Origin of the sequence: Pseudoroseicyclus tamaricis (assembly GCF_012070395.1) — a bacterium.
Classification (GTDB): domain Bacteria; phylum Pseudomonadota; class Alphaproteobacteria; order Rhodobacterales; family Rhodobacteraceae; genus Pseudoroseicyclus_A; species Pseudoroseicyclus_A tamaricis.
Window position 1 is genome coordinate 385804 of record NZ_JAAFYS010000004.1, and the last position, 26140, is coordinate 411943.

Below are 26140 nucleotides of genomic sequence, written 5' to 3' on the forward strand. Positions count from 1 at the left end.
GGCCTCAGGCCTCGGCCGTCGGCGTTTCGCCCTGCGCGGCCTTCTGGGCCTGCAGGCGACGGGCGATCTCGGCCCGGTAAAGGGCGACGAAGTCGATCGTCTCGAGGTTCACCGCCGGGAAGCCGCCGTCGCGCGTCATGTCGGAGACGATGCGGCGCAGGAACGGGAAGGTCATGCGCGGGCATTCGATCATCAGGTAGGCGTGCAGCTGCTCCTGCGCGACGCCTTTGACCTCGAACATGCCGGCATATTCGATCTCCAGCAGGAAGAGCACATTCTCGGTGCCCTTGGCCTTGGAGGTGATCTTCAGCTTGGTGACGACCTCGTAGGTATCCTCACCGCGCTTGCGGGCATCGAGGTTCACCTGAACCGAGACTTCCGGCACCGCGTCGGGCTGGGCGCCCTTCTGGCTCAGGACGTTCTCGAAAGAGAGGTCGCGGATGTACTGCGCGAGGATGCGCTGGCTGATCTGCTGCTGCGGAGCGGAGGCGCCGTTCGGCGCGCTGCCGTTGGATTCGGTCTCGGGCGTGTCGTCGGCCATGTCAGGCTCCCGTTGGTAAAAATCGCGTTTGCGTAGCAGGCGGAGGCCTCCGCCTCAACGCAAAAGGCCGGGAGGGGCCGCCCGTGGGCTTCATGGCAAGGCCCGGAGGCCCCGCCGCCCTCAGTGCCGCGTCCAGCCGGAGGGCTGATGCGTCGGGCGCTTGCCGGGCGTCACCTCCTCGAAATCGGCGTCGATCACGTCGTCGCTGCGCGGCCCTTTCGTCCCCCGCGGCGCCGGCCCGGCGCCGGGGCCCGGCTGGCGCGGCGGCTGGCTGCCGTAGGTGAAGCTCTGCGCCACCACCCGGTCGCGCACCCGCTCAAAGACCCAGCGGCGCACGCCGGGCACCAGCAGCGCGAAGCCGCAGGCATCGGTGAAGAAGCCCGGCGTCAGCAGCAGCGCGCCGGAAACGAGGATCATCGCCCCGTGCGCGAGCGGCTCGGAGGGATCGCGCAGATCGTTGAAGCTGCGCTTGAGGTCGCCGAGGGCCCGCGCGCCTTCTCGGCGGACGAGCCACGTGCCGAGGATCGCGGTGATCACGACGATGGCCAGCGTCGGCCACAGGCCGATGGCGCCGCCCACCTGGATGAAGAGGGCGATCTCGATCAGCGGAACGGCGAGAAAGGCCGCGAATAGCCACATGGGCAGATCCTCCTGTCCGCCCGCACGAATGGTTGTGCGGGCCGGGTTTGGCGGGGGCCAAGGTGGACTCGGCCCCTTGCCCGCCCTAGATAGGGTCGAGACGCCCCATCGCAACGCATAAGCCGCGGAAAGTCGCCTCCTGTTATGAACGGTCCCGTCCTTCAGCTGCTCGTCCTCGCCGGTATTGCCATCTTCCTGATCCTGCGCCTGCGCAGCGTTCTGGGGACACGCGAGGGCTTCGAAAAGAAGCCGAGCCTCGAGCGCCCGGCCGACAGGCGCGGCCCGCGCCCCGAGCTCGAGGTGATAGAGGGCGGCCCCGACCGCGACATCACCGACCATGTGCCCGAGAAGTCCGACGCCGCCCGTGCGCTGGCCGACATGAAGCGGGCCGATCCGTCCTTCTCCGTCGGCGAGTTCCTGCACGGGGCCCGCGGCGCCTACGAGATGATCCTCATGGCGTTCGAGCATGGCGATCTCGCCTCCGTCCGCCCGTTCCTCTCCGACGAGGTCTACGAGGCTTTCGCCCAGGTGGTGGAGCAGCGCGAGCGCGAGGGCCTGCAGGTCGAGGCGAAGTTCGAGGGGCTCAACGAGCTCACCCTCTCCGACGCCGAGTATGACAGCGAGAGCACCGAGGGCGAGGTTTCCGTCCGCTTCGTCAGCGAGATGATCTGGGCCGTCCGTGACCGCGCCGGCGACATCGTCGAAGGCTCGCTCACCGAGCGGCGTCGTCAGAAAGACGTGTGGACCTTCGCCCGCGTGATGACGAGCGACGATCCCAACTGGCAACTGGTCGCCACGGGCGAATGATCCGGCGGGCCCTCGCCGGCCTGGCCTTCGTGCTGGCTGGGGCGGCTGCGCCCATGCCGGAGGCGCGCCTTCTTTCCTTCGATGACCTGTCCGGCTGGGCGGAGGATGACCACGCCGCGGCGCTGGACGTCTTCCTCTCCACCTGCGGCGACATGCGCGGCCGCGACTGGGCGACGCTCTGCGCTTTCGCCCGCACCGGGCCGGAGCCGCGCGCCTTCTTCGAGCGGTTCTTCCTGCCCGTCGAATGGCAGGGGGAGGCGCTGTTCACCGGCTATTACGAGCCCGAGCTGCGGGGCGACCGCTGGCCGAGCGATTACTACCACGTCCCCCTCTACGCCCCGCCGCCGGAGCTGCCGACGAGCGGCCCCTGGCTGACGCGGCGCCAGATCGAGGAGACGGGCGTGATGGAGGATCGCGGTCTCGCCCTCGCCTGGGTGGCGGACCCGGTGGATGCCGTCTTCCTGCAGATCCAGGGCTCGGGCCGCATCCGCCTGCCCGGCGGCGAGATGATGCGGCTCGGCTACGCCGCCGCCAACCGGCGCGAATATTCCTCGCTCGGCGAGATGCTCATCGAGCGGGGTATCTTCGAGCCCCACGAGGTCTCCGCCGAGCGCATCCGCGCTTGGGTGCGGGCGAACCCGGAGGAGGGGGCGGAGCTGATCCGCCGCAACGATTCCTACGTCTTCTTCCGGCGGGTCGATGACGTTCCCGCCGATCAGGGCCCGCTCGGCGCCATGAACCGCTCCGTCACGCCCATGCGCTCGCTGGCGGTCGACCCGGCCTACGTGCCACTCGGCGCGCCTGTCTGGATGGAGAAGGCGGGGGCGGAGCCTATGGCGCGGCTGATGGTGGCGCAGGATACCGGCTCGGCCATCAAGGGGCCGCAGCGGGCGGACATCTTCTTCGGCACCGGGCGCGAGGCGGGCAGGGCGGCCGGCACCATCCGCGATGGCGGGCGGCTGGTCATGCTCCTGCCCATACAGCTCGCCCATGCGGTTGCTGCGGACCCGGGCACCGAGATCCGCTGATGCGCCGGCCCCGCCATCTCTCGCCGGAGGAGCGACGCCTCTGGGACAACGTCACGCGCCAGGCGGACCCGCTGCATCCGCGCGCCAAGACGGCGCCGCGCGAGCCGGCGCCCGTGGAGAAGCCCGAGCCCCGCAAGCCCGAGCCGCCGCGCAAGGAGGAGGCCCGCCTGCACGGCTTCCGCCTCGGCCAGAAGGCGCAGCCGAAGCCGGTGCAGGACGATCTGGCGCCGACGATGGCCGAGGCGCTGCGCGCCCGCCCGCCGGCGATGGACCACAAGGCACACAGGCGCATGACGCGCGGCAAGCTCACCCCCGATGCCCGGATCGACCTGCACGGCATGACGGCGGCCGAGGCGCACCCCTACCTCACGAGCTTCCTCCTCTCCGCCTATGGCGACGGGAAGCGGCTGGTTCTGGTGATCACCGGCAAGGGCAAGCGCCGCGACGAGCTGGCGCCGATGCCCGTGCGGCAGGGCGTGCTGCGCCACAACGTGCCGCACTGGCTGGCGCTGCCGCCCCTGCGCACGATCGTCATGCAGGTGACGCCGGCGCACATCCGCCACGGGGGCGAGGGGGCCTATTACGTCTACCTACGCCGGCATCGCTGAGGGGCGGGCGAAGAGGCTGAGCGCCACCCAGGCGAGCAGGGCGGCGAGGGCGAAGTAGACGGCGAAGGCGAGGAACTGCGCCTCCATTCCGATGCCGCGGTCGAGCAGCCAGCCCGAAATGCCGGGGCCGAGCGCCGAGCCGAAGACCATGATCGAGGCATTGACCGACTTGATCGCCCCGATGAAGCGCGTCCCGTACACATCCGCCCAGAAGGCCGCGACGACGGTGCCCGCCAGCCCCATGCCCATGCCGACGAAGCAGAGCGCGACGGCGGCGCCGAGCAGGCTCTCCGCCCCCGCCATCAGCACGAAGGCAGCAATGTAGGGCAGCAGGAACAGCCGCAGCATCCGCATCGGCCCGAAGCGGTCGATGGCGATGCCGGAGGCGAGCGTCGTACTGACGGAGACGGCCGTGAAGAGCGGCAGCAGGGCGACGAAGCCCGCCAGAGTCCACCCCTTTTCCGCCACAAGCTCGACCTGCTGGAACCACAGCACCGTGCCCCAGGAGGGCGGGCCGAGCAGCAGGGGCACGAGGCACCAGAAGAGCGGGTGGCGCAGCATCTCGCCCCGCGTCCAGTGCCGGTTGCCGATGCCGGCGCTCTCCTCTCCGGAGGCGAAGCTCTGCGGCGTCCGCTCGGAGCGCAGGAGGCGCAGAACACCGGGGAGCACCAGCAGCACCAGCCCGGCGGCGACGACCCAGAGCCAGCGCCAGTCCATCACCTCAGCCAGGGCCACGAAGGTGATCGGCAGCACCGCCTGCCCGAGCGCGAAGCCCATGGCAGCGACGGAGAGGGCCCGCCCGCGCGTGGCGACGAACCAGCGCGCCATGGCGACGGTCGAGAGCTGGCTCATCATGCCCTGCCCGAAGAAGCGCAGCGCGAAGATGGTCACCAGCAGCATCGGGATGCCGGAGAGGTTCGCCATCGACAGGCAGGCCAGCGCCAGCCCGGCCATCACGAAGCCCGCCAGCCGGCGCACGCGGAACCTGTCCGTCAGCGCGCCGGCCCAGAGCATCAGCGCGGCGGAGACCGAGGTCGCGATGGTATAGAGCCCGCCCCAGCCGCCGTGGCTCAGCCCCAGCTCGGCACGGATCTCATCGGAGAACAGCGCGATGAAGAAGGTCTGCCCGTAGGAGGAGCTGAAGGAGAGCAGGACCCCCGCAAGCAGGAAGAGCCAGTTCTCGCGGAGAAAGGTGAGGAAGGACATGGGCGTCTTCCTCTGCCTGTTTGGCGGGGAAGGGAAGGGCGGGGTTGCCAGAACCAAGGCCACGCACTACCTGTCGCGTGTAACGTTACGCGTGACAGGTTTTGAGGTGATCGACGGCAGCCGCATCAGACACAAGGGGCTCAAGGCGCTCTTTCTCCGTGGGGACGAGAGCAAGCTGCGGCCCGAGTGGGTGGGAAAGGTGAAACGCGTTCTCTCTGCGCTCAACGTGGCAACCGCCCCCGAAGACCTGAACCTGCCCGGCTTTGGCTGGCACGTCCTGACCGGTGATCGGAAGGAAACCTACTCGGTGAAAGTCAGTCGCAACTGGCGTTTGACCTATCGCTGGGACAGTCACGGCCCGCGCGACATTGATCTGGAGGATTATCATGGCCGCTGAGACGCCAACCATGGCCTTCGCACCGGCTCACCCGGGCGCCATCCTGCGGGAGGACATCTTGCCGAACATCGGCATGACGGTGACCGAGCTTGCCGCCCATCTCGGGGTGAGCCGCCAGGCCCTTTCGGGTTTGCTGAACGAGCGGCGCTCGGTCTCTCTCGAGATGGCCCAGAAGCTCGGTCAGGCGTTCCAGAACGGCACGCGTTTCTGGCTCGCCCTGCAGATGCAGCACGACATCTGGTGGGCCGAACGGGGCGAGGCTCCGCGCGTCGCCCCGATCGAGTGGCATGAAGACGACGCTGCCTAGAGCACGTACCTGCTGAGGTCTGCGCTGCGCGCCAGGTCGCCCACGTTCTTCTCCACGAAGGCCTCGTCGACCACGACGCTCTCGCCGCCCTTGTCGGGGGCGGTGAAGCTGAGCTCCTCGAAGACCCGCTCCATGATCGTGTAGAGGCGGCGGGCGCCGATGTTCTCGACGCTCTCGTTCACCTCCGCCGCGATGCGGGCGAGGGCGTGGATGCCGTCCTCGGTAAAGGAGACCTCCACCGATTCCGTCCCCATCAGGGCGGTGTACTGGCGGGTGAGGGCGTTGTCCGTCTCCGTCAGGATGCGGACGAAATCCCCCTCCGTCAGCGCGCGCAGCTCGACGCGGATCGGCAGGCGCCCCTGAAGCTCGGGCAGCAGGTCGCTCGGCTTGGCGACGTGGAAGGCGCCGGAAGCGATGAAGAGGATGTGGTCGGTCCGCACCGGGCCGTGCTTGGTGGAGACGTTGGTGCCCTCGATGAGGGGCAGAAGGTCGCGCTGCACGCCCTCGCGGCTGACATCGCCGGAGCGCCCGCCCTCGGACTTGGCGCAGACCTTGTCGATCTCGTCGAGGAAAACGATGCCGTTCTGCTCCACCGCTTCCAGCGCGGTGCGCTTGACGGCCTCGTCATCGAGCAGCTTGTCCGCCTCGTCGGCGATGAGGACGTCGTAGCTCTCGGCGACTGTGAACTTTTTCTTCACCGTCCGGCCGCCGAAGGCCTTGCCGAAGAGATCGCCCAGATTCATGCCGCCGCCCATCATGCCGGGCTGGCCGGGGATCTCGAACATGCCGGACGGCTGGGAATTGTCTGAGACCTCGAGCTCGACCTGCGTGTCGTCGAGCTCGCCGGAGCGGAGCTTCTTGCGGAACATCTCGCGCGTCTGGTCGCGAGCGCCCTCGCCGGCCAGCGCCTCGATCACCCGATCCTCCGCCGCCTGCTGGGCGCGGGACTTCACATCCTCGCGCATCTGCTCGCGGGTCTGAAGGATGGCGCTGTCGACGAGATCGCGGATGATCTGCTCGACGTCGCGGCCGACGTAGCCGACCTCGGTGAACTTCGTCGCCTCGACCTTGATGAAGGGCGCGCGGGCCAGCTTGGCGAGGCGGCGCGAGATCTCCGTCTTGCCGACGCCGGTAGGGCCGATCATCAGGATGTTCTTGGGATAGACCTCGTCGCGCAGCTCGGGGGCGAGCTGCTTGCGGCGCCAGCGGCTGCGCAGCGCCACCGCGACGGCGCGCTTCGCCTCCTTCTGGCCGATGATGAAACGATCGAGCTCGGAGACGATCTCGCGGGGGGTGAGGTCTGACATGGTTTCCTCCGGTTGCAGCCGGCGACTTAGGCGGCTGGAGGGGGTTTTCCAACCCCGGCACTGGTCAAACCCCGCCGTCAGGCCATACTTATCCCGATGAAGACGCTGCGCTGTATTGTATGAAGTCCCTCCTGTCCCGGTTTCGCCGTTCGCCGAAGCCTGCCTTCACCGCCCCTCTGGCGCCGGAAGAGCCCCTGGCCCTCATCGGCGATGTCCACGGCACCGCCGCCTTGCTCGACGGGCTCCTCGCCCGCCTGAAGGATGAGGCGCCGGAGCATCGCGTGATCATGCTGGGCGACTACGTCGACCGGGGGGATCATGCCGCCGCCGTGCTTCGCCGGCTGATGGCGCTCGATGCGGTCTGCGTGATGGGCAACCACGAGGCCATGTGCCTCGATTTCCTAGACAAACCGGCCCGCGCCGGGGAGCGCTGGCTGCGCAACGGGGGGCTGCAGACGCTCGCCTCCTTCGGCATCGGCGGCCTCGGCCTCGCGCCGACGGGCGAGCAGCTGGAAGAGGCGGCCGACCGGCTGAGCGAGGCGATGGGCGCCGAGATGATCGCCTGGCTCCGAGGCCTGCCCATGAGCCATGCCAGTGGCAACGTCGTCGCCATCCACGCCGGGGGCGATCCGCTGACGCCGATCTCCGAGCAGCGCAGCCAGGATTGCCTCTGGGGGCACCCCCGCTTCGCGTCTGAGCCTCGCAGCGACGGCATGTGGGTCGCCCACGGCCATGTGATCGTGCCGGAGCCGAGCGCCGCCGCCGGGCGCATCGCGGTGGACACCGGCGCCTATGCCACCGGCTGTCTGACGGCTGCGCTGGTGGAGGAGGGCAGCGTGCGCTTCTTGCAGCACCGGGCAGAGAAATCCGGGCCCGGCGCATAAGCGGCTTTAGTCCGGACAAACGCCTCCGCTAGGTATTCTGCGACAGATGCCCCCGGCGCTACGGCCCGGGACAACAGGACACCGAGGGGCGAATGACACCTATTTCCATGACGCTGCGCGCCACGCTTCTGGGCTGCGCCTTTTCGATGGCCGGATGCGGCGTGACCTACTTCAGCCCCACCGTGTCCGATCAGACCGCCGGCCTCGCCGTGCGGGAAATCCCCATCACCCCCGAGGCAGTGCTACTGGCGAATCGCCAGCCCTACGCCCCGCGGAGCCTGCCGGCCTACTTCAGCCAGGTGGCCGGCGGCGGCACCCCCCGCGGCCTCGGCGCGCTGCCGAGCTCGCCGCAGGTGCCCGATCTCGTCCCCGGCTCGGTGGGGCTGCGGCCGCCGCCCTCCGCCGCTGACGAGACCTACCGGATTGGCGTGGGCGACCGCGTCCGCCTCGCCACCCGCGCCCGGGAAGACGTGCTGGACCCGCTGAGCGGCGGCGTCGCCGGCCAGAACGTGCAGCAGGACTACACGGTGCGGGACGACGGTTCCGTCACCATCCCCGAGGTCGGCACGATCGAGCTCGGCGGGCTGACGATCGAGCAGGCGGAGGCGCAGCTCTTCGACCGCTTCATCCAGGGCGGGATCGACCCGAGCTTCAGCCTCGAGGTCTCCGGCTTCAACTCGCAATACGTGAATATCGGCGGCGCCGTGGCGAACGACACCCGCGTGCCCGTTGGCCTTACCCAGCCGACGCTGGGCGATGCCGTCACCGCCGCGGGCGGCGTTCAGGTGGCCAACCCCGAGTTCGGCGTCATCCGCGTCTACCGCGACGGCACGCTCTACGAGATTCCGCTGGAGGATTACCGCGACCGTCCCGAGCTGCGCGACATCCGCCTCGCCGATGGCGATTCGGTGTTCGTCGACACCGGATACGATCTCGACCGGGCGCTGACCTTCTACCAGCAGGAAATCCAGCTCACGACGCTGGAGGCCAATGCCCGGCAGGCCGCGTTGAACGAGCTGACCACCGAGGTCGGCCTGCGCCGGGCCGCTCTCAACGAGGCGCGCGCCAACTACCAGGCTCAGATCGAGCTCGGCGCCATCGAGTACGATTACGTCTATCTCGCCGGCGAGGTCACCAATCAGGGCCGCCAGCCCCTGCCGCTCGGCCAGCAGGCGACACTGGCGGATGTGCTCTACGGCAACGGCGGCTTCCAGACGGCGACCGGCAACCCGCGGCAGATCTACGTGCTGCGCGCCTCCTCCGATCCGCGCGACTTCGGCGCGGTGACGGCCTGGCACCTCGACGCGGCCAACGCCGTGAACCTGACCCTCGCGACGCGCTTCGAGATGCGCCCGGACGATATTGTCTTCATCGAGGAGCAACCGATCACCCGGTGGAACCGGGCGCTGCAGCAGGCCTTCCCGGTGCTGCTCTCCAGCGCGGCCGACGCAATTTGAATCGCGTCTGATCGGAGAGATGGTTGCCGGCAGAAGTGCCGGCAATTTTCATAAGATCGAGTCCTCAAGGGCTGCGTAAGAGATCCGTGTTCTTCCTCATCCCGGCCGCGGTGCGGCTGGTGTGTTTGAGGGGTAACGATCATGCAGCTCTGGAATTTGGGCCGCCGCGCGCTCGCGGTGGCAACGGTGAAGCTTTGCCTGGCGCTCGGCGCCGCATTCTCCATTTCGGCAAACGAGGCGACGGCCCAGGTCTCCTATCCGCCGCTTGTCGTGGGGGATGACCTGGGAGGGCTCGTCGATACGCGGGCGAGATTCGTGCGCCAGTTGAAGCAGTCGGGGCAGCGCGTCGAGATTCGCGGCAACATCTGCTACTCGGCCTGCACGCTGTATCTCGGCGCGAGCAACGTCTGCATCTCGCCGGCGACCACCTTCGGGTTCCACGGGCCGAGCAGCTACGGCCTGCCGCTGTCGCCCGAGCGTTTCGAGCACTGGTCGAATGTCATGGCGGAGTTCTATCGCGAGCCGCTGCGCAGCTGGTTCATGAGCGACGCGCGCCACCTTCGAATCGCCATGCGCCGGATCTCGGGCGAGCAACTCATCCGCATGGGCTATCGCAGCTGCTGAGCCGGATATCGGCAGCTCAAACGAAATGCGCCACGCCCGGGCAGGGCGTGGCGCTTCAACGGCAATGAAGGGCCGTCTCAGTTCGTGGTGTTCGGCGTGGAGCCACCACCGGCGTTGCCGGCGACGATGGAACCGGCGGTCACGGCAACGGTCACGCCCAGCGGAACAGCGATCCCGGCGAACGCGGTGACACCACCGGCGGCAATCCCGCCAAGCCCACCTGCCACACCACCGACGGTGCCCGCAGTCGTCCCGGCGACACCACCAGCAGCACCACCGGCACCGCCCGCAACTTCGGACTGGGTCACGCCGACGGGGTTGCCGCAGGTGACGAGGATGTTGCCGGTGGCGGCGTCAAGCGCGGCGGACGCAACCGAGCCAGAGCCACAGGCGCCGGACTGGGTGGCGATGTCCATGATGTCGTCAGCCATCACGGGAGCGGCGCCGAGGGTGAGGAGCGTGGCTCCGATGGTCAGAAATTTGGTCATGACTTATTCCTTCTGTCTGTCGAGGCAATTCATTTTCGCCCGGACGGTTCCGAGGCTATCAGTACGACCCCTAGCAAAGCCGCACCCAGTTTATCAAGCGCCGAGCCGAAGCCCGGCGCCAGCTGAGGCGGATTGGCCGCCTCAGTTCGTGGTATTCGGCGTCGCACCGCCACTGGCGACGTTGCCAGCAGCAATGCTGCCGGCCGCGAGGCCGACCGAGAGGCCGAGTTGGACAGCGAGGCCGCCGAAGGCGGTCACGCCGCCGGCCACGCCAGCAGCGCCAGCCGCGCCCGCACCGCCGAGTGCGCCGGCGGGCTGTAACGTTATGCCATCCTGCGTGACGCCGATGGGGCTGCCGCAGGTGACAAGGATGTTGCCGCTGGCGGCGTCCATCGTGGCGGACGTCACAGCGCCGGAGCCGCAGGCGCCGGACTGGATAGCCGTGTTCATGAGGGTATCGGCAGAGGCGGGGCCGGCGCCGATCAGCATAGCGGTGGCCCCGATGATCAGAAATCGGGTCATTGGTAACATCCTCAGGGGTTAAGAACTTGGCCCAGCGTTATCACAGTGTTTGCCACCCCGGATAGCGCCATTCGCGGCAGGCGGGGGTCGGTTTTCAACGAAACGGGGGCCGACCGGGCCCCTGTTGCACAGTTTCGCGCCGAATGTGTGGATTCCGCGCCGCAGTGCAGCGCCACTGGCGGCGCGAAACGCCTAGGGAGTGATTCGCTCCACGGTCAGATTGCCGTTCGTATAGACGCAGATGTCCGCCGCGATGCCCATGGCCCGGCGGGCGATCTCCTCCGCCCCATGCTCGCTGTCCATCAGGGCGCGGGCGGCCGCGAGAGCGTAGTTGCCGCCGGAGCCGATGGCGGTGACGTCATGCTCGGGCTCCAGCACATCGCCGGCGCCGGTGATGACGAAGAGGTCCTTGCCGTCGGTGACGATCAGCATCGCCTCCAGCTTCTGCAGGTACTTGTCGGTCCGCCAGTCCTTCGCCAGCTCGACGCAGGCGCGCTGCAGCTGGCCCGGCGTTGCCTCCAGCTTCTTCTCCAGCCGCTCGAGGAGGGCGAAGGCATCCGCCGTCGACCCAGCGAAACCGGCCACGACCTCGCGGCCGCCGGGCGCCAGCCGGCGCACCTTGGTTGCCGTGCCCTTGATGACCGTCTGGCCGAGCGTCACCTGCCCGTCACCGGCCACCACCACCTCGCCGCCCTTGCGCACACCGATGATCGTCGTGCCGTGCCAGCCGGGAAATTCGTCTGCCATGAGAGCCTCCTCTTTCGGACCGATATGGGGGCGGGGGAGAAAACGAAAAGGGCGCCCGAAGGCGCCCTGTGGTGGAGCCGCTGCCGGCTCAGATCGCGCTGTCGATCCAGCTCTTCAGAGCCGCCTTCGGCGCCGCGCCGGCGCGGGAGGAGACGGGCTGGCCGCCTGAGAAGACGAAGAGCGCCGGGATGCCGCGCACGCCCATCTGGGCGGGGGTGTTCGGGTTCTCGTCGACGTTGACCTTCACGACCTTCAGCTTGTCGCCGTACTCGTTGGACAGCTCCTCGAGCGCCGGGCCGATCTGCTTGCAGGGGCCGCACCACTCCGCCCAGAAGTCCACCACCACGGGGACGTCGGAATTGCGGACTTCGTCTTCGAATGTCGCGTCGGTGACGGGGATCGTGGCCATGGAAGCCTCCTAGCACAAGATGTCGAGGCCGATACGTAGGTAGGCCCCAAAGCGGCGTCAAGGTTCAGGGCAGCTCGATCCGCAGGAGCGCCTCGTCAAGCAGCGCATCCGGCAGCGTCATCAGCTGCCCCGTCGCCGTCCAGAGGACGGAGAGGCGAAGCGGGCGGACGCCGTAGATCTCGCGCAGCATCTCCCGGTAGGCGGCCATCTGGCGGAGGATCCCCTCCGGCGTCGCGGCCGGGCGCTCCGGCGGGATGCGGTTGGTCTTGAAGTCGATGGCATGCACCTCCTCCGGCGTCACGATCAGCCGGTCGATCGCGCCGAAGAGGCGGCGGCCGTGGAAGGCGGGGGGCGACGCCGTCAGCTCCACCTCCGCCAGCGTGCCCGCGGCGAAGATCGGCGCCAGATCGGGCGCCGCGATCAGCCGGCGGACATCGGCGACGAGGCGGGCGGCCTCCTCCGCCTCGGGCGGGTCCTCCATCGCCGCGAGGAGGGCGCGGCCGGCCGCGCCACGCTCCGCCTCCCGAAGGGCGGGCAGGTGCTCGAAGAGCAGGTGGAACTGCGTCCCCCGCCGCCGCGCCGCCGCGCCGTCGCCGTTCAGCGCCGTGTCGCCGGGCAGGATCTTCGCGCCGCCGAGATCGGAGGGGGAAACGAGCGCCGGCGCAGCCGAGGCGGCGGGCAGGGGCGCCAGCTCCAGCGGCGCGGGCGGCGGCGGGGCAGGGGGGGCATCGGCGGCCTCGGCCCCCGCCTCGGGCCAGTTGCCGGTGGCGAGGCGGCGGCCGAGGCCGGCGGGGGTGTCGAGATCCACCGATGTCCCGTGCGCGAGCCCGTCGGCGACCAGCTTGTGCCAGTCCCTTTCCTTGTCGGCGGTGCCGGCGGCGGCGACGATCAGCCACTTCTCCGCCCGCGTCATGGCGACGTAGAGGAGGCGCAGCTCCTCGCGCCGGTCCGCCTCCAGCGCCTCTTCCCGCAGGCCGGGCAGGGGCGGCGGCATCTCGTCCTTCTTCGGCGCCCAGAAGGGCGGGGCCTCGCCCAGCACGGCGCCGCGATACTGCTCCGGCCTCGTCGCGCAATCGGGCAGGATGACGATGGGCGCCTCGAGCCCCTTGGCGCCATGCACCGTCATCACCCGGATGCGCCGCTCCGCCCGGCCGAGGGGGCGCTTGATGTCGATCTCCTCCGTCTGCATCCACTCAGCGAAGCCGGTGACGGAGGGGATCTCGCGCCGCTCGTAGGCCAGCGCCTGGGCGAGGAGGGCGTCGATCCCCTCCTCCGCCTCGACGCCGAGCCGCTCCAGCAGGCGCTTGCGGCCGCGGTGGTGGGTGAGCAGGCGCATGATCAGGTCATAGGGGCGCAGGTAATCCGACCGGTCGCGCAGGTCCGTCAGGATGGCCAGCGCCTCCCGCTCGTTGCTCGCCCGCAGCGCCTGCCACAGCGTCTTGCCGCCCCTCGGCTGGGCGAGGCGGTGCAGGCGCTGCTCGCTCCACCCGAAGAGGGGCGAGCGGAGGGCGGCGGCCAGCGACAGGTTGTCGTCGTCGAGCGCGAGGAAGCGGATGACGGCGCCGATGTCGCGCACCGCCAGCTCGGAGGCGAGCTTGACCCTGTCCTTGCCCGCCACGGCGAGCCCCGCCGCCTTGCAGGCGCGGATGATCTCCGAATAGAGCGCCTTCTGCCGGCCGCGCACGAGGATCAGGATGTCGCCCTCGTGGATGGCTCTCGCCCGCCAGACGCCGCGCTCCTCCTCCACCGGCAGCCGCTCCTCCGCGATCATCCGCCTGATCTCGCTCGCGATCTGCTCGGCCAGCTCGGTCTGCGCCTTGCGGCTCTCGACCGGGTCCTCCTCGCTCTCGAACTCCAGATCCGGCGCACTCTCGTCCTTTGGCAGGGCGGGCCAGAGGTCCACCCGGCCGGGCATCTCGGGGCGGAAGGCGATGTGGCGGTTGGCATCGGGGAGGAGCGGCGCCTCCTCCACCCGGGCGAAGGTGAGATCCACCGCGTCGAGCACCGCCTGCGCGGAGCGGAAGGAGTGCTGGAGCACCGAGGCCTGCAGCCCGGGCGGGGGAAGCTGGGCGGCGAAGTGCTCGCGCATCCGGGCGAAGCCCTCCGGGTCCGCCCCCTGGAAGGAGTAGATCGACTGCTTCATGTCGCCGACGACGAAGAGCGTGCGCCCGAGGCCCCGCGCCCCCTCGCCGGAGACGATCTCCCGGGCGAGGTGCTCGATCACCTGCCACTGGCCCGGCGAGGTATCCTGCGCCTCGTCCACGAGGATGTGGTCGATGCCGCCGTCGAGCCGGTACAGCACCCAGTCGGCCACCCGCCTGTCGACGAGGAGGCGCGAGGCGCGGGTGATGAGATCGTCGAAGTCGAGGAGCCCGCGGCGCGTCTTCTCCTCCGCCAGCCGGGCCACGAAGCGGTGGGCAAAGGCGTGCAGCGCCTCGGCCCGGGCGAGGGCATTGAGGGCGAGGCGGCGGGGGCGGGCCGCCTCGATGCGGGACATGAGCGGGTCCAGCCAGTCGAGGATTTCGGGATTGCTCGCTTGCACGCCCTTGGTGGGCGCGGTGCCGATCTTGGCGGAAAAGGGCTCCTTGGCGCCGGAGCCGGTGAGGAGCTGGCCCTCCAGCACCTCGAGATCCACGGCGCGGAGCGGCTGGCTCCAGTCCACCGACGTCAGCGCCTCGCCCAGCCGCCGGTCGTTGGGGCCGCTCGATGTGAGCACCCTGCCGGCGGCGGCCACGTCCTCCTCGCAGCCGATCCAGGGGATGTCGGCGCAGAGCTCCTCCATCGTCTCGCCCTCGTGCACGGCCAGCGCAGCGCGGAGGGTGTCGAGGTCGGCGGGGGCGGCGAAGACGGATGCCTTGCCGGCCAGCTCCGCCAGCAGGCCGGTCAGCGCCTGCTCGCCGGAGAGGTGGGCGGCGAGGCCATCGACCAGCGCCACGTCGTCGCCGCTGGCCATCTCCTCGAAGATCTCGCGGCGCAGCAGCTCCGCCTCCCGCTCTTCCATCTCGGTGAAGCCGGGGCCGACGCCGGCTTCGAGCGGGAAGCGGCGCAGCAGCGCGGCGCAGAAGGCGTGGATCGTCTGGATGCGCAGCCCGCCCGGCACCTCAATGGCACGGGCGAAGAGGGTGCGGGCGTCGGCCAGCTCGTCCGGCCCGAACGGGCCAGCCTCGCCCAGGCTCGCCAGCTCGGCCCGCAGCTCCTCGTCGCCCAGCATCGCCCAGGCGCCGAGGCGGGAGAAGAGGCGGTTCTGCATCTCCCCCGCCGCCGCCTTGGTATAGGTGAGGCAGAGGATGTTCGCCGCCTCCGCCCCGCCCAGCAACAGCCGCGCCACCCGATCCGTCAGCACCCGCGTCTTGCCGGAGCCGGCATTGGCGGCCAGCCAGGTGGAGTGCTCCGGCGCGGCGGCGCGGTGCTGGTTGAGGGAGGCGGCGTCGGTCACGGCATGTCCTCCGGCGCCGGCGGATCGCTTTCGTCCCATTCGCCGTAGCGGGCGAGGTGATCGTAATCGCCGTCGTAGCTGCCGGCGCGGCGGCGGGAGACGTAGCCCCGCCCCGGGCGCATCCAGCTCGACAGCACCGCCTCCAGCGAGGCCCAGACGCTCTCCGGCGTCAGCTCCGCCAGCGGGGCTTGCACGACCTTCGGGTTGGTGCCGAGCCCGATGTACTCCGCCCCGCGCACCGGCACGGGGCCGAGCTCGGGGAAGCCGCCCTCCTCGATCAGCGCCGCTTCGAGGAGGAGCTGCCGCTCGCTCTTCTTCTGCGCGTTGACGGAGGGCGGCGGGCCCGTCTTGTAGTCATAGACCCACACCCCGGCGCCGCCATCGGCAACGTCGATCCGGTCGGCCTTGGCGATCAGCGTGATCCCCGTCGCCCCCACCGGCGCGCCGCCCGTCTGCTCGAAGATGCCGGGCAGGGCGCGCGCCTGCCGGCCGATCTCTCCGGCGAGGAAGGCGGGCGCGACGCGGGCGATGCGGGCCAGCCAGAGGCGGCGCATCGAGGGCCAGGGGCAATCGGCATCGAGCACAGCCTCAGCGAAGCGCATCAGCTCCGCCTCCGCCGTGGGGGCGGCGGCGGGCGGGCCGTCCTTCACGAACCGCTCGAAGACGCGGTGCAGGATCTCGCCGCGCAGGCGGGCATCGGGCTCCGGCGTCAGCGGGTCGAGCGGGCGGAGGTTCAGCACCTTGCGGGCATAGATGGCGTAGGGGTCGCTGTAGAGCCGGCCGACATCGGTCACCGACAGCCGCGTCGGGCGCTGGGCGACCGGCGGGCGCGGCGCCGGACGCGGGGCCGGGCGCGGCGGGCCGGAGGGGCGCTCCAGCCGTTCGGCGAGCGCCAGCGCCTCGTGGCCGCGCTGGCGCATGGCGGCCAGCGCGGGCTTGCCCCGCTCCAGCCCGCCGAGCAGGTTGGTCAGCCGGTTGAGCCAGCGCGAGGGCACCGTCTCCGCCTCGTCGGAGCGCAGCGAGCGGGTGAGCCAGACCTCGCGCCCCGCCGCCGCCTGCTGGAAGTCGTGCGCGGAGAGGCCGATGCGCCGCTCGGGGAGCAGCAGCCCCGCCTCCGCCCGCATCCGCCGGTTGAGCCAGGGGTCTGCCGCTGGCGGCTTGGGCCAGCTCGCCTCGTTGAGGCCGGCGAGGATCATCAGGTCCGCCCCCTGCACCCGCGCCTCCAGCGTGCCCCAGATGCGGATCAGCGGGTGCCCGGCCTCTGGGTTGCGCGCCTCCTCCCCGGAGAGGACACCCTCGAGCAGGGCGGCATATTCCGCCGCATCCACCTCGCCGGCGGCGTCGGCATGGGCAGCGAGCGCCTCCATCACCGCGTGGGCGCGGCGGCCGGGCTCCTCGTCCCAGAGCTCGCCGGTACCCTCCTGCCCCGGCCCGGCGGCGAGCCGCTCGGCGAGGGAGACGTGGCGGGCGACGTGATCGGCCAGCGGCATGGGGCCGGGGGGGCCGAGGGTCAGGCAATCCTCCAGCCACTCGGCCCAGACGCGCAGGCGGTCATCGTCCTTCAGCCCCTTTTCGGACATGCGGCGGAAGGCACCGGGCCCGGGGGAGGGCGGGCCGTCGTGGCGGAGCATCCGCTCCAGCGCGGCGGTGCGGCGCACGTGATTGCCCCGGTCGCGCCCGTCGGAGAGCGTGAACGGGTGCTTGAGCAGCGCGAGCAGTTGCGCCGCCCCCGGCGGGCGGACGAAGAGCTCCGCCACCATCCGCAGGAAGCGCCCCGGCGCCGTCAGCGGCAGCGGCACGCCGGCGGAATCGTCGGGCGTGATGTTCCAGCGGGAGAGGGCGGCGGAGACGCGGCGCGTGAGCATCCGGTCGGGCGTGATGAGCGCCGCCGACTGACCCTCCTCCGCCGCGCGGCGCAGGCGAATGGCGATGGCCTCCGCCTCGTGCCGCGGGTCCGGCGCTTCGAGGAGGGTGAGGCTGGCCGTCGCCTCCTCCAGCCCCGCGAGGCGCGGGCCCTCCGCCAGCCAGGCGTCGGTGACCGGCGCGGGGCGCAGGGCGAGGGAGAGGAGCGCGTTGCGCTCCGGCGCCGGGGGCGGGGTGTCGCTCCAGCGGGGCAGGGCGGTCTCGGAGGCGCCCACCTCCCGCGCGAGGCGGCGGAAGCGGTACTGCGGGTGATCCTCGCCCGAGAGCGGGCCGCCCATCCCGTCCCACACCGCCTGCGGCAGGTGATGGTCGAAGCCGGGGAGGATCGCCGCCCCGTTCGGCAGCCTTGCCACCGCCGCGATCAGCAGCGCCGCCGCCCCGCGCGAGCCGGTGGAGCCGGCGACGATCACCGGGTCGGCCGGCGGCTCCGTCTCCCACCGCTTTGCCAGCCGCAGGACGGCGGCCCGCATCCGTCCCTCGGGGCCGGGGGGCGCATCGGTCGCGTCTAGGAAGCCAGTGGCGATGGAGAGGAACTCCTGCGCCAGCGCCCAGTGGCCCGAGAGGTCGGAGACGTCGAGCTCCGCGATGGCGGAGGCGGGGACACCCTCGCCCTCCATCTCGGCAAGGATGGCGTAGAGCGAATCGGCGAGGTCGAAGAGGGCAGAGCGGGGCGCCACCTCCGGCCGGGCGTGGATGAGCGCGGCGGTCAGGCGCGTCAGTTCCAGCTTGCGGCGCAGCGGCGGGGCGGCGGCGACGGCCCCCGCCTCGGGCATCAGGGCGAGGTCGCTCAGGGTGCGGATGCGGGGGAGAAGCTGGGCGCCGCCCTCCGCCGCGATGTCCTTCATCCGCCGCGCCATGCGGTTGGTGTTGACCCAGATGGTCACCCGCGCGCGCGCCTCCGGCGGGGCATCGCCGAGGCGGGCATCGAGCCCCTCCAGCACCTGTCGGGCGAAATCGACGCCGGGGGGCAGGGTGAAGAGTCCCGGCCGGTCGAAGAGGGGCTCAGACACGGGCGAGCAGCTCCTCGGCCAGCGGCAGCGAGCCCGGCTGGCCGACATCGACCCAACCACCGTGATGGACGAGCCCGTAGAGCCGGCCTGCGGCGATCATCCGGTCCCACAGGACGTTGAGCGAGAAGGCCGCCTCGGGGATCCCCGCCAGCCCCTCCGTCCGCGTGATGTGAGCGCCGGGATAGATGTAGCCGGTGCCGCGGGTGATGCGCCCGTCCGCCGCGAGATCGAAATCGCCCTTGCCGGGGTGGCCGGTGGCGTTGGCGCGGGGGATCAGGAGCAGGAGGGCATCCATCCGCTCCGCGTCCCACGTCGCGGCGAGCTCGGCGAGGGCCGTCTGCCGCTCCCACGCCGCGTCGGCGTTGAGGACGAAGCAGGGGGCGGGGCCAAGAAGGGGCAGGGCGGCGCGCAGGCCGCCGCCGGATTCCAGCAGCTCCGGCTCCTCGGAATAGACGACGCGGTCACCGAGATGGGCGCGGATCTGGGCGCCGCGATAATGCAGGTTCACCACGCGGGTGAGCGGCATCAGCGGCTCCGTCAGCGCCAGCGCATGCTCGATCAGCGGCCGGCCGGCGACCTCGATCAGCGGCTTGGGGCGGCTCTCGGTGAGCGGGCCCATGCGGGTACCGCGCCCGGCGGCGAGGATCATGGCGGAGGTCGGGGTCAACGCGCGCCTCGGCCGAGCAGCTCTTCGGGCGGCGGGGCGGCGGCGCGGACCAGCGGCGCCAGCGGGGCGACGGCGGGGTGGGTCAGCGCCAGCTCGATATGATCGTAGACGCGCGGCACGTAGCCGAGGTAACGCCTCCGCCCCTCCTGCGCCAGCCGCGCGAAGATGCCGAGGATGCGCAGCGACCGCATCAGCCCCAGCGCCGCCGCCTCCGCCGCCACCTGCCGCTCCGGCACCTCCAGCGCGCGGGCGAAGCGGGCGGTGACCTCCTCCGCCAGCCCGGGGGCGGCGTCGCGCCGCGCATCCGTCAGCCAGGAGGCGAGGTCGTAGGCGCGCGGGGCGAGGACGGCATCCTGGAAGTCGATGAGGCCGAGCTTGCGCAGCCCGCTCTCCTCGCCCCGCCAGATCAGGTTCTCGGCGTGGAAATCGCGCAAGGACAGGCGGTCGGGCACGCAGCCGATCTCCGTCAGGCGGTGGGAGAGGCCCTCGCGCAGGGCCTCCGCCGCCTCGGGCGGGGCGGCGCCGTAGTGGCGGAAGAGCGGCTCCAGCTGGGCGGCGCCCTCCGCTGGGCCGAGCGCCGGCAGCGGCGGTGGCGCGGTGCGGGCGAGGAAGGCGAGGAGGTCGGCGACGAGCGCCGTCGCCTTCCCCTCCACCCGCGGCTTGCGGGAGAGGCGGGCGGCCAGCGTCTCCGGCCCCAGATCCTCGATGATGGCGAGGCCCGCCTCCTCCTCCACCTCGTGCACCTCGGGGGCGGCAAGGCCGAGGAGGCGCAGATGCGCGGCCATGGAGAGGAAGGGCGGCAGCAGCCCCGGCGGTGCCACCATCAGCAGCGCTGTCTCGCCGCGGCGGGAGAGGCGCCAGTAGCGGCGGGTGGAGGCGTCGCCGGGCAGGGGCGTCGCGGCCCAGTCGGCGAAGGGCGTCTCCTGCCGCCACGCCTCCACCGCCTCGGCGGAGCCGGGCTCGGCCGCGGGGAGCGGGGGGCCGACGGCGGCCTCGTTCGGGGGGGAGAGCTCAGACGGGGTCAAACGCCGCCTCCAGCCGGTCGCGCCACGCCTGAGGGCCGGAGAGGGCCAGCCGGTGGGCGTGCTCGCCTGCCTGCAGGTGCAGGTGCAGGGCGCCCACGGGCGTCGACCCCTCCAGCCGCTCGGGCCATTCGATCAGGCAGATCGCGCCGTCCTCCAGCGCCTCCCAGAGCCCCAGCTCCGCCACCTCGCCGGGGTCGCCCAGCCGGTAGAGATCGGCGTGCCAGATCTCCGCCACCGGGGCGGCGTAGGGCTGCACGAGCGTGAAGGTGGGGGAGGGGACCTCCGCCTCCTCGTCGCCCAGCGCGGCGCGGATCAGGGCGCGGGCAAAGGTGCTCTTGCCCGCGCCGATCTCGCCGGAGAGGAGCAGGCAGTCGCCGGGGCGCAGAAGCGGCGCCAGCCGGCGTGCGGCGGCCGCCGTTTCGGCCTCGCCGGCCAGCTCCGATGCGCCCCATGTCTCCATGCGGGGGACCTTACGGGCGGCGGCAGGGGGCGAAAAGTCCCAAACGGGATTTCGGGCGGGGCGGGTGGCTAAAGTCGCGCGGGCTCTCGCCTAGTCGACCACGCGCAGGCGCCGCGGCTCCAGCACGCGGAGGACCTGCGCCAGCTCGTGGCCGCGCTTGAGCACCTGCCCCTCGGGGCCGAAGACGGCGTATTGCCCCTGCCGCAGGCGCAGCTTGGGGCGCTTCTCGATCCGGTAGATCGGCACTTCGGCGGTGCGGCGGAAGATGGAGAAGATGGCGACGTCGCGCAGGCAGGAGATGCCGTAGTCGCGCCATTCGCCCGCGGCGACCATCCGGCCGTAGAGCGACAGGATGGGGCCGAGCTCGGTGCGGTGGAAAGCCACCTGATCGGCGGTGATGACACCCTGCCCGGGCTGTGACGCCATGCTCATGGGTCAGAGAATTGCGCCGGCGCCGGGGCAAATCAACCCCGCGCCGCCTCACTTTCCCTCCGCGCGGCGCCGTTATCCTTGAATGGCACGGGATTGCCGCATCCCGGGCCGGCCGTTGCCGCCTTTCCGCCGCGATCGGGGGGCAATGTCGCCCTTACGGTGACAGGCGGTGCGCCCGCCCCATAATTGCCCCCACCCGTGCGGTGGGTGCGCCGCCTGGAGCCTTACTCATCCGCAGGTGATGCGCGCGATGCGCCCGCCCGCGTCGATGTAGAAGTTGATCCGCCCCGGCATCAGATCCTCCGTCACCGCGTCGCCCGGGTCGATGACCCGCACCGGGGCGAGGATCAGCTGGCGCTCCAGCGCCTCCCGCTCCCGCCCGATCAGCCCCGACCGGGCCGCCGCGTTGCAGCTGTCCACCTCCGGCGCCGGCAGCGGCGGCGGGGGAGGCGCCGGCGGCGGGGCGCCGGCGCAGGCCGCGAGAAGCGGCAGAAGGAGGAGGGGCAGACGGAAAGCCGCCGGGCGCCCGACCCGTCTCATCCGCAGTAGATCCGCGTGATGGTGCCGGCGCTGTCCAGCTCCACGTTCAGGCGGGTGTCGACGTAATCCATCGTCACCACGGTATTCGGGCCGATGAGCCGGGCCGTGCCGTCGGCGACCCGGCCGGAGAGGGCGGCCTCGGCATCGGCGCGGGGCGCGCCGATCAGCGCCTGGTAGGCATCGGCGCCGCAGGATGTCAGCTCGCCCGAGGGGGCGGGGCCGGCGGGCATGTCACAGGCGGCGAGGGGGAGCGTCACGGCGAGGCCGGCGACGAGGGCGAAGGAGAGGCGCATGGTGGTAGCCTTTCGGGTTGAGGGTGAGACGCAAGCGCCCGGGGCCGGTGCTTGTTCCGTCAGATGTTGGCCCAGCCGCCGTCGATCACGTGGGCGACCCCGGTGGTGTAGCTGCTTTCGTCGGAGGCGAGGTGCACGACCAGCGCCGCGACCTCCTCCGGCGTGCCGATGCGGCCGATGGGCTGGCGGGCGATGAAGGCGGCCCGCGCCGCCTCGTAATCGCCCGTGGCATGCAGCCGCGCCTGCAGCGAGGGGCTGTCGACGGTGCCGGGGCAGATGGCGTTGGCGCGGATGCCTTGGGTGATGAAATCCGCCGCGATGCTCTTCGTCAGCCCGATGACGCCCGCCTTCGTCGCCCCGTAGGCGAAGCGGTTCGGCGCCGCGATGACGGAGGAGGCGACGGAGGCCATGTTGATGATCGAGCCGCCGCCCCCCGCGATCATGCCGGGCAGGAGAGCGCGCAGCATCCGGTACATGGCGGTGAGGTTGAGGCTCACGGCCCGCTCCCACTGCTCCTCGTCGCAGTCGAGGATCGTGCCGTTCGGCACCATGCCGGCGCAGTTGAAGAGGACGTTCGGCGCCGCGATCTCCTCCGCCAGAGCGGCGACGGCGGCCTTGTCGGTGACGTCGAGCCTGCGGGTGGCGATGCCTTGCGCGGCCAGCTCCTCAAGCGCCGCGGCGTCGATGTCGGTCGCCAGCACCTCGGCGCCCTCGGCGGCCATGGCGAGCGCGCTGGCGCGGCCGATCCCGGCGCCGGCGGCGGTGACGAGGGCGCGCTTGCCGCGCAGTCTGTCGGTCATGTCTTCCTGCTCCCCAACTTCCGGGCGCGGCCACTCTGCCATGCCGCCGGCCCCGAGGCAAAGGGCCGCTCGCCTTGACTTCCGCCGCCCATCCAAGGCATCTTTCGCTTCGAGAAAAAGATTTCGCCGAACGAAAAAGTGTGGGAGGATCTATGAGGATTGGCAAGCAGGATCAGGCCTTTACGGCCATCTGCGCCTCGGACGCAGAGAGTGTCACCGTCAGGGGCTACGACCTCTGCTCGCAGCTGATCGGCAAGATCGGCTTCACCGATTACTTCTGGCTGCTGGTGCTGGGCGAGAAGCCGACGGAGGCCCAGCGCGGGATGACCGACGCCTGCCTCGTCGCCATCGCCGAGCACGGGCTGGTCCCCAGCGTGCAGGCCGCCCGCATGACGCTCGCCGCCGGGCCCGAGGCGTGGCAGGGCGCCATGTCCGCCGGCCTCCTCGGCATGGGCACCGTCGTCGCCGGCTCGTCGGAGACGGCGGGGCGCTACCTCGTCGAAGTGCATCAGGAGTGGAAGAGCTCCGGCCGGCCGCTCGACGAGGTCTGCAAGGAGAGCCTCGAGGGGCTGAAGGTGGCGAAGAAGAAGGTCCCCGGCCTCGGCCACCCGCAGCACTCCGCCGGCGATCCGCGCGCGCATGCGCTGGCGGCGGAGGCGGAGCGGCTGGGCGTGAAGGGCGAGTATTTCCAGGTGCTGGAATGCCTCGCCGAGCACGCGCCGGGCATCATCAACCGCCCGCTGCCGATCAACGTCTCCGGCGCCATCCCGGCGGCGATGCTGGACGCCGGCTGGCCCATCGAGGCGATGAAGGGCGTGCCGCTCCTCGCCCGCGCCGCCGGGCTCGTCGCCCACCTCTTCGAGGAATCGCAGCGCTCCATCGGCTTCATCATGTCGAACAACGCTGACGAGGCGATCAGCTACGACGGCGTGACCGAGCGGGACTGATCCGCCCGCTCTGCCGATGCAAACGCCTCGCCGGAGACATCCGGAGGGGCGTTTTTGCTGTCAGCCGGCGCTCCACCCCGCCGGCCTTGCCGATGGGGGGCGGGATGATCACATCCTGTCATACCCGTCCCCAGCAGAGAGGCCCCGGCATGTCGCGGAGAATCATCATCACGGGGGCCAGCGATGGCATCGGCGCCGCCGCCGCCCGCCAGCTGGTGAGGGACGGCCACAACGTCATCCTCGTCGGCCGCTCGCCCGAGAAGACCAAAGCCGTGGCGGAGGAGACGGGCGCGCCCCATCACCTCGCCGATTTTGCGCGGCTCGACGAGGTCCGCCGGCTGGCCGATGAGCTGAAGCAATACGGCCCGATCGACGTGCTGGCGAACAACGCCGGCGGCGTCTTCCAGGAGCGGCGGGAGACGGTGGACGGCTTCGAGATGACGTTCCAGGTGAACCACCTCGCGCCCTTCCTGCTCACCCACCTGCTGCTGGACCGGCTGATGGAGTCGAACGCGAGCGTCATCCAGACATCCTCTGTCGGCAACCGGGCCGGAAAGGTGGATCTGGGCAATCTCGGCTTCGCCAAGGGCTACGCGCCCATGCGCGCCTATGGCACCGCCAAGCTGGAGAACATCCTCTTCACGCAGGAGCTGCACCGCCGCTTCCACGAGCGCGGCCTCTCCTCCGCCGCCTTCCACCCGGGCGTCGTCGCCAGCAGCTTCGCCGGAAGCTCGACGGACCTGATGGGCAAGGTCTACGCCAGCCGCCTCGCCCGCAGCTTCATGCGCACGAACGAGCAGGGCGCGGACCAGCTTGTCTGGTTGGCAAGCACGCCGGCGGGCGAAGGCTGGGAGTCGGGCCAGTACTACGAGAAGCGCAAGCCGGCGCGGCGCATCAACCGGCAGACGCGGGACGCGGCGCTGGCCCGGGCGCTCTGGGCGCGGTCCGAGCAGGTGCTGGGGCTGACGCCCGCGGCCTGAGCCCCGAGCCGGCCCCGTGAGGCGGCCCCCGGAAAAGAGAAACCCCGCCGGATCGCTCCGGCGGGGAATCCTGTCCAGGGAGGGACATAACCACCCCCGAGGGGGCGGATGGCTTACATCGCGCCGACCTGCTCGGCGTAGCGCTCGACCTCTTCGGTGATCTCGAAGACGTATTCCTCGGGGAAATAGCCCTGCTCGATCAGGTCGACCGTCGCCTCGGTCAGCTGCTTGGCGTAGTCGCCGGGGCTCGTGTAGAGCGTGTCCAGCACCTCCTGCGGGAGCGGTTCGACCACACCCATCAGGCCACAGACGAAGCCGCCGGCGTTCGGCGTGGTGAAGGTCTCGCGCGGCACGTCGACCTGCGGCGAGCGCACGCCGCCCATGGCGTTGCCGTACTGGTCGGTGACGATGGCGGCATCCACCTCGTCGGACTCGTACTCGATCTTGTCGGCCATCGGCGGGGCGTCGCCATTGGCGAGCCAGTTGTACATCCAGTCCATGCCCTGGAAGACCATGGCATTGTACCAGAAATCGTCGATCGGGGCGGTGCAGTCGCTCCAGCCGGCCTCGTACATCTCGCGGCTTTCCAGGTGCGGCATGCCGGCCACCTGATACAGGCGGAACTGGCTGCCCTCTTCGTCGCTGTCTTCGGCGAAGGTGCGCGGGCCATCCATGAACTCGGTCTGGGTCGACAGGATGATGACCGGCACGTGGTAGGTGCTGTCGAGCACGTCCTGCGTCGGGCCATCGGTATCCCAGACATACATGGCGTCGATGATCGGCGAGCCGTCTTCGGCCGTCCACGCGTTGGCGCCGTTCTCCTGCTCCATGAAGTTCATGGCGGTGCGCGAGGTGGCGGAGGCGCCGGACATCACGAGGTACTCGGCGTTCCACTCCTCCCCGAGCGGGTTGGCCGTCTGCACGAGGTTGGCGATCTGCGCGATGATCTCGTTCTGCGCCGGATCGGCCGCGCCCTGTTCCGTCACGGCGCCCTCGATGGAGAGATCCTCGTAGCGGTTCGCGTTGTAGGCTTGGAGGGAGCCGATGAGGCCGGGCGTGTTGACGACCTCCACGTAGCCGTGGCCGTTCATCATGCCGCCGACGCGGCTGGCCATCCACATCTGCGCGGATTGCGCCGGGTGCAGCGTCTCGATGGCGACGAAGCCGGAGAAGGCCTCCGGATCGGCCGGGTGACGGAAGACGTAGCGCGTGGTGTAGGGGGCGCCGTTGGCCTCGCCGGTGACGAAGAACTCGTCCTCCACGTAGTCGAAGAAGGCGGGCTCGCGGTCGGCCGGCCAGTCCATCGGCGGGTTCTGCCCGAGCGTCGGGCCCCGGCGGCTGGGGTGAGCCATGTTGCCGAGGGTGGTGGCGACGGGGCCCTCCACCTGCGGCATCGGCGGGACGTCCTGCGCATAGGCGCCGGAGGCAGCCATCAGCGCCGCGGCGGCGGTGGCGGGCAGGGCGAGTCGGCCCAGTGCCTTGGTCATTGTCATTCTTGATCCTCCCTTGGGTCTCAAAGCCAACGGCCCCGATGATCGCGGGTCTTCGCATAGCGAAAAGTTATCCGTTTGGCGAAAACAGGTTAGGCGGCCGACTCAGGCCCTGTCAAGGCGCATGGCGGCGAAAGTTACCGCACAAGGCATTGATTTTGATTGA

Annotated in this window: 28 protein-coding genes; 10 read left to right on the forward strand and 18 right to left on the reverse strand. The window is 70.8% G+C overall.

Annotated features, from left to right (window positions below):
* Positions 1 to 4: 4 nt before the first annotated feature.
* Both secB and GY170_RS17645 read right to left on the reverse strand, forming a co-directional pair.
* Positions 5 to 541, reverse strand: coding sequence for a protein-export chaperone SecB (gene secB, locus GY170_RS17640; RefSeq protein ID WP_163896040.1), 537 nt, complete (start codon positions 539 to 541; stop codon positions 5 to 7).
* A 120-nt stretch (positions 542 to 661) separates the two neighbouring features.
* Entirely contained in the window at positions 662 to 1180 is a 519-nt protein-coding gene (locus tag GY170_RS17645; protein WP_163896042.1) for an FxsA family protein, read from the reverse strand.
* A gap of 144 nt (positions 1181 to 1324) precedes the next feature.
* Between GY170_RS17645 and GY170_RS17650 the strand changes: the two genes are divergently transcribed.
* The 3 genes from GY170_RS17650 to GY170_RS17660 are packed head-to-tail and all read left to right on the forward strand — an operon-like array spanning position 1325 to position 3623.
* Positions 1325 to 1987 carry a Tim44/TimA family putative adaptor protein gene (locus GY170_RS17650; RefSeq protein ID WP_163896044.1) on the forward strand — a complete coding sequence of 221 codons (663 nt, stop codon included), beginning with the start codon at positions 1325 to 1327 and terminating at the stop codon, positions 1985 to 1987.
* A complete protein-coding gene (mltA, locus tag GY170_RS17655) occupies positions 1984 to 3015 on the forward strand; it encodes a murein transglycosylase A (protein WP_163896046.1) in 1032 nt (343 codons plus the stop codon). Before GY170_RS17650 ends, mltA begins: the two co-directional genes overlap by 4 nt.
* The gene (locus tag GY170_RS17660) at positions 3015 to 3623 is read left to right on the forward strand and encodes a Smr/MutS family protein (RefSeq protein WP_163896047.1); all 609 of its coding nucleotides are present in this window, start codon (positions 3015 to 3017) and stop codon (positions 3621 to 3623) included. Before mltA ends, GY170_RS17660 begins: the two co-directional genes overlap by 1 nt.
* Here the strand turns inward: GY170_RS17660 and GY170_RS17665 are convergent.
* The gene (locus GY170_RS17665) at positions 3606 to 4829 is read right to left on the reverse strand and encodes an MFS transporter (protein ID WP_163896049.1); all 1224 of its coding nucleotides are present in this window, start codon (positions 4827 to 4829) and stop codon (positions 3606 to 3608) included. The two genes, GY170_RS17660 and GY170_RS17665, sit on opposite strands and share 18 nt — an antisense overlap.
* Between GY170_RS17665 and GY170_RS17670 the strand changes: the two genes are divergently transcribed.
* Both GY170_RS17670 and GY170_RS17675 read left to right on the forward strand, forming a co-directional pair.
* Positions 4828 to 5226, forward strand: a complete 399-nt coding sequence (locus GY170_RS17670) for a type II toxin-antitoxin system RelE/ParE family toxin (protein ID WP_163896051.1) — start codon at positions 4828 to 4830, stop codon at positions 5224 to 5226. The two genes, GY170_RS17665 and GY170_RS17670, sit on opposite strands and share 2 nt — an antisense overlap.
* Positions 5216 to 5533: a HigA family addiction module antitoxin gene (locus tag GY170_RS17675; RefSeq protein WP_163896053.1), complete on the forward strand. Its 318-nt coding sequence runs from the start codon at positions 5216 to 5218 to the stop codon at positions 5531 to 5533. The genes GY170_RS17670 and GY170_RS17675 overlap by 11 nt, the downstream gene beginning before the upstream one ends.
* Here GY170_RS17675 and hslU read toward each other — a convergent pair.
* A complete protein-coding gene (hslU, locus tag GY170_RS17680; RefSeq protein ID WP_163896055.1) occupies positions 5530 to 6840 on the reverse strand; it encodes an ATP-dependent protease ATPase subunit HslU in 1311 nt (436 codons plus the stop codon). The two genes, GY170_RS17675 and hslU, sit on opposite strands and share 4 nt — an antisense overlap.
* Before the next feature lie 119 nt (positions 6841 to 6959).
* Here hslU and GY170_RS17685 point away from each other — a divergent pair, with 119 nt between their 5' ends.
* The 3 genes from GY170_RS17685 (at position 6960) to GY170_RS17695 (ending at position 9805) form a co-directional block, all read left to right on the forward strand.
* A complete protein-coding gene (locus GY170_RS17685) occupies positions 6960 to 7724 on the forward strand; it encodes a metallophosphoesterase (RefSeq protein WP_163896057.1) in 765 nt (254 codons plus the stop codon).
* 107 nt (positions 7725 to 7831) lie between these two features.
* Positions 7832 to 9181: a polysaccharide biosynthesis/export family protein gene (locus tag GY170_RS17690; RefSeq protein WP_235937864.1), complete on the forward strand. Its 1350-nt coding sequence runs from the start codon at positions 7832 to 7834 to the stop codon at positions 9179 to 9181.
* Positions 9182 to 9322: 141 nt separating this feature from the next.
* Positions 9323 to 9805 carry a hypothetical protein gene (locus tag GY170_RS17695; RefSeq protein WP_163896061.1) on the forward strand — a complete coding sequence of 161 codons (483 nt, stop codon included), beginning with the start codon at positions 9323 to 9325 and terminating at the stop codon, positions 9803 to 9805.
* Positions 9806 to 9882: 77 nt separating this feature from the next.
* Here the strand turns inward: GY170_RS17695 and GY170_RS17700 are convergent, their stop codons facing one another.
* The 13 genes from GY170_RS17700 to GY170_RS17760 all read right to left on the reverse strand — a co-directional run bounded on the left by GY170_RS17700 (position 9883) and on the right by GY170_RS17760 (position 22557).
* Positions 9883 to 10293 (reverse strand): hypothetical protein, encoded by a 411-nt coding sequence (locus GY170_RS17700; protein ID WP_163896063.1) that lies wholly within the window; start codon positions 10291 to 10293, stop codon positions 9883 to 9885.
* A gap of 141 nt (positions 10294 to 10434) precedes the next feature.
* Positions 10435 to 10815: a hypothetical protein gene (locus GY170_RS17705; RefSeq protein WP_163896065.1), complete on the reverse strand. Its 381-nt coding sequence runs from the start codon at positions 10813 to 10815 to the stop codon at positions 10435 to 10437.
* A 192-nt stretch (positions 10816 to 11007) separates the two neighbouring features.
* Positions 11008 to 11562, reverse strand: coding sequence for an ATP-dependent protease subunit HslV (gene hslV, locus GY170_RS17710; protein ID WP_163896067.1), 555 nt, complete (start codon positions 11560 to 11562; stop codon positions 11008 to 11010).
* A gap of 88 nt (positions 11563 to 11650) precedes the next feature.
* Entirely contained in the window at positions 11651 to 11971 is a 321-nt protein-coding gene (gene trxA, locus GY170_RS17715; protein WP_163896069.1) for a thioredoxin, read from the reverse strand.
* Positions 11972 to 12035: 64 nt separating this feature from the next.
* The gene (gene addA / locus GY170_RS17720) at positions 12036 to 15407 is read right to left on the reverse strand and encodes a double-strand break repair helicase AddA (protein ID WP_235937865.1); all 3372 of its coding nucleotides are present in this window, start codon (positions 15405 to 15407) and stop codon (positions 12036 to 12038) included.
* Positions 15404 to 18340, reverse strand: coding sequence for a double-strand break repair protein AddB (gene addB / locus GY170_RS17725; RefSeq protein WP_235937866.1), 2937 nt, complete (start codon positions 18338 to 18340; stop codon positions 15404 to 15406). The genes addA and addB overlap by 4 nt, the downstream gene beginning before the upstream one ends.
* Entirely contained in the window at positions 18333 to 19007 is a 675-nt protein-coding gene (locus GY170_RS17730; protein WP_328801274.1) for a nucleotidyltransferase family protein, read from the reverse strand. The genes addB and GY170_RS17730 overlap by 8 nt, the downstream gene beginning before the upstream one ends.
* Positions 19004 to 20032: an aminoglycoside phosphotransferase family protein gene (locus GY170_RS17735; RefSeq protein WP_163896074.1), complete on the reverse strand. Its 1029-nt coding sequence runs from the start codon at positions 20030 to 20032 to the stop codon at positions 19004 to 19006. The genes GY170_RS17730 and GY170_RS17735 overlap by 4 nt, the downstream gene beginning before the upstream one ends.
* Positions 20019 to 20492 (reverse strand): tRNA (adenosine(37)-N6)-threonylcarbamoyltransferase complex ATPase subunit type 1 TsaE, encoded by a 474-nt coding sequence (gene tsaE, locus GY170_RS17740; RefSeq protein ID WP_163896076.1) that lies wholly within the window; start codon positions 20490 to 20492, stop codon positions 20019 to 20021. The genes GY170_RS17735 and tsaE overlap by 14 nt, the downstream gene beginning before the upstream one ends.
* A gap of 90 nt (positions 20493 to 20582) precedes the next feature.
* Entirely contained in the window at positions 20583 to 20924 is a 342-nt protein-coding gene (locus GY170_RS17745; RefSeq protein ID WP_163896078.1) for a DUF2794 domain-containing protein, read from the reverse strand.
* 228 nt (positions 20925 to 21152) lie between these two features.
* Positions 21153 to 21464, reverse strand: coding sequence for an I78 family peptidase inhibitor (locus GY170_RS17750; RefSeq protein WP_163896080.1), 312 nt, complete (start codon positions 21462 to 21464; stop codon positions 21153 to 21155).
* Positions 21461 to 21757 (reverse strand): I78 family peptidase inhibitor, encoded by a 297-nt coding sequence (locus GY170_RS17755; protein ID WP_163896082.1) that lies wholly within the window; start codon positions 21755 to 21757, stop codon positions 21461 to 21463. Before GY170_RS17755 ends, GY170_RS17750 begins: the two co-directional genes overlap by 4 nt.
* A gap of 59 nt (positions 21758 to 21816) precedes the next feature.
* Positions 21817 to 22557, reverse strand: coding sequence for an SDR family oxidoreductase (locus GY170_RS17760; RefSeq protein ID WP_163896084.1), 741 nt, complete (start codon positions 22555 to 22557; stop codon positions 21817 to 21819).
* A 152-nt stretch (positions 22558 to 22709) separates the two neighbouring features.
* On the opposite strand from GY170_RS17760, the gene GY170_RS17765 reads away from it, so the two are divergent.
* The gene (locus GY170_RS17765) at positions 22710 to 23504 is read left to right on the forward strand and encodes a citryl-CoA lyase (RefSeq protein ID WP_163896086.1); all 795 of its coding nucleotides are present in this window, start codon (positions 22710 to 22712) and stop codon (positions 23502 to 23504) included.
* A 149-nt stretch (positions 23505 to 23653) separates the two neighbouring features.
* Positions 23654 to 24484 (forward strand): SDR family NAD(P)-dependent oxidoreductase, encoded by an 831-nt coding sequence (locus GY170_RS17770; RefSeq protein WP_163896088.1) that lies wholly within the window; start codon positions 23654 to 23656, stop codon positions 24482 to 24484.
* Between the two features lie 113 nt (positions 24485 to 24597).
* Here the strand turns inward: GY170_RS17770 and GY170_RS17775 are convergent, their stop codons facing one another.
* The gene (locus GY170_RS17775; protein WP_163896091.1) at positions 24598 to 25977 is read right to left on the reverse strand and encodes an alpha/beta hydrolase domain-containing protein; all 1380 of its coding nucleotides are present in this window, start codon (positions 25975 to 25977) and stop codon (positions 24598 to 24600) included.
* Positions 25978 to 26140 lie beyond the last annotated feature (163 nt).

What these genes read in the sequence shown, in the direction of transcription:
- secB (WP_163896040.1), bottom strand. Translation starts at nt 541, where the DNA reads ATGGCCGACGACACGCCCGAGACCGAATCCAACGGCAGCGCGCCGAAC.
- GY170_RS17645 (WP_163896042.1), bottom strand. Translation starts at nt 1,180, where the DNA reads ATGTGGCTATTCGCGGCCTTTCTCGCCGTTCCGCTGATCGAGATCGCC.
- GY170_RS17650 (WP_163896044.1), top strand. Translation starts at nt 1,325, where the DNA reads ATGAACGGTCCCGTCCTTCAGCTGCTCGTCCTCGCCGGTATTGCCATC.
- mltA (WP_163896046.1), top strand. Translation starts at nt 1,984, where the DNA reads ATGATCCGGCGGGCCCTCGCCGGCCTGGCCTTCGTGCTGGCTGGGGCG.
- GY170_RS17660 (WP_163896047.1), top strand. Translation starts at nt 3,015, where the DNA reads ATGCGCCGGCCCCGCCATCTCTCGCCGGAGGAGCGACGCCTCTGGGAC.
- GY170_RS17670 (WP_163896051.1), top strand. Translation starts at nt 4,828, where the DNA reads ATGGGCGTCTTCCTCTGCCTGTTTGGCGGGGAAGGGAAGGGCGGGGTT.
- GY170_RS17665 (WP_163896049.1), bottom strand. Translation starts at nt 4,829, where the DNA reads ATGTCCTTCCTCACCTTTCTCCGCGAGAACTGGCTCTTCCTGCTTGCG.
- GY170_RS17675 (WP_163896053.1), top strand. Translation starts at nt 5,216, where the DNA reads ATGGCCGCTGAGACGCCAACCATGGCCTTCGCACCGGCTCACCCGGGC.
- hslU (WP_163896055.1), bottom strand. Translation starts at nt 6,840, where the DNA reads ATGTCAGACCTCACCCCCCGCGAGATCGTCTCCGAGCTCGATCGTTTC.
- GY170_RS17685 (WP_163896057.1), top strand. Translation starts at nt 6,960, where the DNA reads ATGAAGTCCCTCCTGTCCCGGTTTCGCCGTTCGCCGAAGCCTGCCTTC.
- GY170_RS17690 (WP_235937864.1), top strand. Translation starts at nt 7,832, where the DNA reads ATGACGCTGCGCGCCACGCTTCTGGGCTGCGCCTTTTCGATGGCCGGA.
- GY170_RS17695 (WP_163896061.1), top strand. Translation starts at nt 9,323, where the DNA reads ATGCAGCTCTGGAATTTGGGCCGCCGCGCGCTCGCGGTGGCAACGGTG.
- GY170_RS17700 (WP_163896063.1), bottom strand. Translation starts at nt 10,293, where the DNA reads ATGACCAAATTTCTGACCATCGGAGCCACGCTCCTCACCCTCGGCGCC.
- GY170_RS17705 (WP_163896065.1), bottom strand. Translation starts at nt 10,815, where the DNA reads ATGACCCGATTTCTGATCATCGGGGCCACCGCTATGCTGATCGGCGCC.
- hslV (WP_163896067.1), bottom strand. Translation starts at nt 11,562, where the DNA reads ATGGCAGACGAATTTCCCGGCTGGCACGGCACGACGATCATCGGTGTG.
- trxA (WP_163896069.1), bottom strand. Translation starts at nt 11,971, where the DNA reads ATGGCCACGATCCCCGTCACCGACGCGACATTCGAAGACGAAGTCCGC.
- tsaE (WP_163896076.1), bottom strand. Translation starts at nt 20,492, where the DNA reads ATGGAGACATGGGGCGCATCGGAGCTGGCCGGCGAGGCCGAAACGGCG.
- GY170_RS17745 (WP_163896078.1), bottom strand. Translation starts at nt 20,924, where the DNA reads ATGAGCATGGCGTCACAGCCCGGGCAGGGTGTCATCACCGCCGATCAG.
- GY170_RS17750 (WP_163896080.1), bottom strand. Translation starts at nt 21,464, where the DNA reads ATGAGACGGGTCGGGCGCCCGGCGGCTTTCCGTCTGCCCCTCCTCCTT.
- GY170_RS17755 (WP_163896082.1), bottom strand. Translation starts at nt 21,757, where the DNA reads ATGCGCCTCTCCTTCGCCCTCGTCGCCGGCCTCGCCGTGACGCTCCCC.
- GY170_RS17760 (WP_163896084.1), bottom strand. Translation starts at nt 22,557, where the DNA reads ATGACCGACAGACTGCGCGGCAAGCGCGCCCTCGTCACCGCCGCCGGC.
- GY170_RS17765 (WP_163896086.1), top strand. Translation starts at nt 22,710, where the DNA reads ATGAGGATTGGCAAGCAGGATCAGGCCTTTACGGCCATCTGCGCCTCG.
- GY170_RS17770 (WP_163896088.1), top strand. Translation starts at nt 23,654, where the DNA reads ATGTCGCGGAGAATCATCATCACGGGGGCCAGCGATGGCATCGGCGCC.
- GY170_RS17775 (WP_163896091.1), bottom strand. Translation starts at nt 25,977, where the DNA reads ATGACAATGACCAAGGCACTGGGCCGACTCGCCCTGCCCGCCACCGCC.